Here is a 1130-nt window from a genome sequence, read left to right as displayed (position 1 = left end):
ACCGACTGCGCGTTCTTCATGATGTAGGCGGCGTCCTCGGCCGAGCCGGCCTTGACGCTGCCCTGCGGGCCCTTGGCAGCACCAGCCGCCCCCGCCGCCTCGCCGCCGAAGCCGCCGAGGATGACGTTGAAGATCGAGCGGTTCATGCCCTTGCACATGATGTAGGACAGGATCGCGCCCGAGGAGCCCACCAGCGCGCCGGTGATGATCAGCAGGTTGTTCTGCAGCGTGAAGCCGATGCCGCAGGCCGCCCAGCCCGAGTAGCTGTTCAGCATCGAGATGACGACCGGCATGTCGGCGCCGCCGATGGGCAGGATCAGCAGGAAGCCCAGCGCCAGCGCCACGATGACGATCAGCCACATGGCGGAGGTCGAGTTCGACTGCACCAGCCAGACGATCAGCAGCACCGTCAGCACGCCCAGCGCCGCGTTGAGCGGGTGCTGCATCGGGAAGACCAGCGGCTTGCCGGTGACCAGCCCCTGGAGCTTGGCGAAGGCGACGATGGAGCCGGTGAAGGTGATGGCGCCGATGGCGGTGCCGAGCGCCATCTCGACCAGCGAGCCCTTGGCGATGGCCCCGGCGGTGCCGATGCCGTAGGCCTCGGGCGAGTAGAAGGCGGCCAGCGCGACGAAGACGGCGGCCAGACCGACCAGCGAGTGGAAGGCGGCGACGAGCTGCGGCAGAGCCGTCATCTCGATCTTCTTGGCGACGACGTAGCCGATGCCGCCGCCGATCGCGATGCCGAGCACGATCATCCAGTAGGACTGGACGATGGGCGAGGCCAGCGTGGTGAGAATGGCGATGGTCATGCCGACCATGCCGTAGATGTTGCCCTGGCGCGAGGTCTCCGGGCTCGACAGCCCGCGCAGCGCCATGATGAAGCAGATCGAGGCGACGAGGTAAAGAAGGGCGGACAAGGTTTCCATGGTTTACTTGCCCTTCTTCTTGAACATGGAGAGCATGCGCTGGGTCACCAGGAAGCCGCCGAAGATGTTGACGCTGGCGAGGATGACGGCGAGGAAGCCCAGGACCTTGGAGAAGCCGAAGCCGGCCGGTCCGGCGGCGACGAGCGCGCCGACGATGATGACGGAGGAGACGGCGTTGGTGACGGCCATCAGCGGCGAATGCAG

General features: G+C 66.6%; 2 protein-coding genes. Both read right to left on the bottom strand.

Translation table 11 applies throughout. From position 1 onward, the window contains the following. Window positions 1–926: NAD(P)(+) transhydrogenase (Re/Si-specific) subunit beta (locus tag EJ913_RS31235; protein ID WP_148125325.1), on the bottom strand; the 926-nt coding region annotated here is incomplete at its 3' end. A gap of 3 nt (window positions 927–929) precedes the next feature. Beyond that, window positions 930–1130 (bottom strand): NAD(P) transhydrogenase subunit alpha part 2 (locus EJ913_RS31230; RefSeq protein WP_148125323.1); only part of this gene is annotated, 201 nt, incomplete at its 5' end.

The sequence above is a fragment of the Azospirillum doebereinerae genome, from assembly GCF_003989665.1.
GTDB classification, from domain to species: Bacteria; Pseudomonadota; Alphaproteobacteria; order Azospirillales; family Azospirillaceae; genus Azospirillum; species Azospirillum doebereinerae.
The sequence above is the reverse complement of the archived record's forward strand: the minus strand, read 5'-3'. Positions and strand labels throughout refer to the sequence as shown.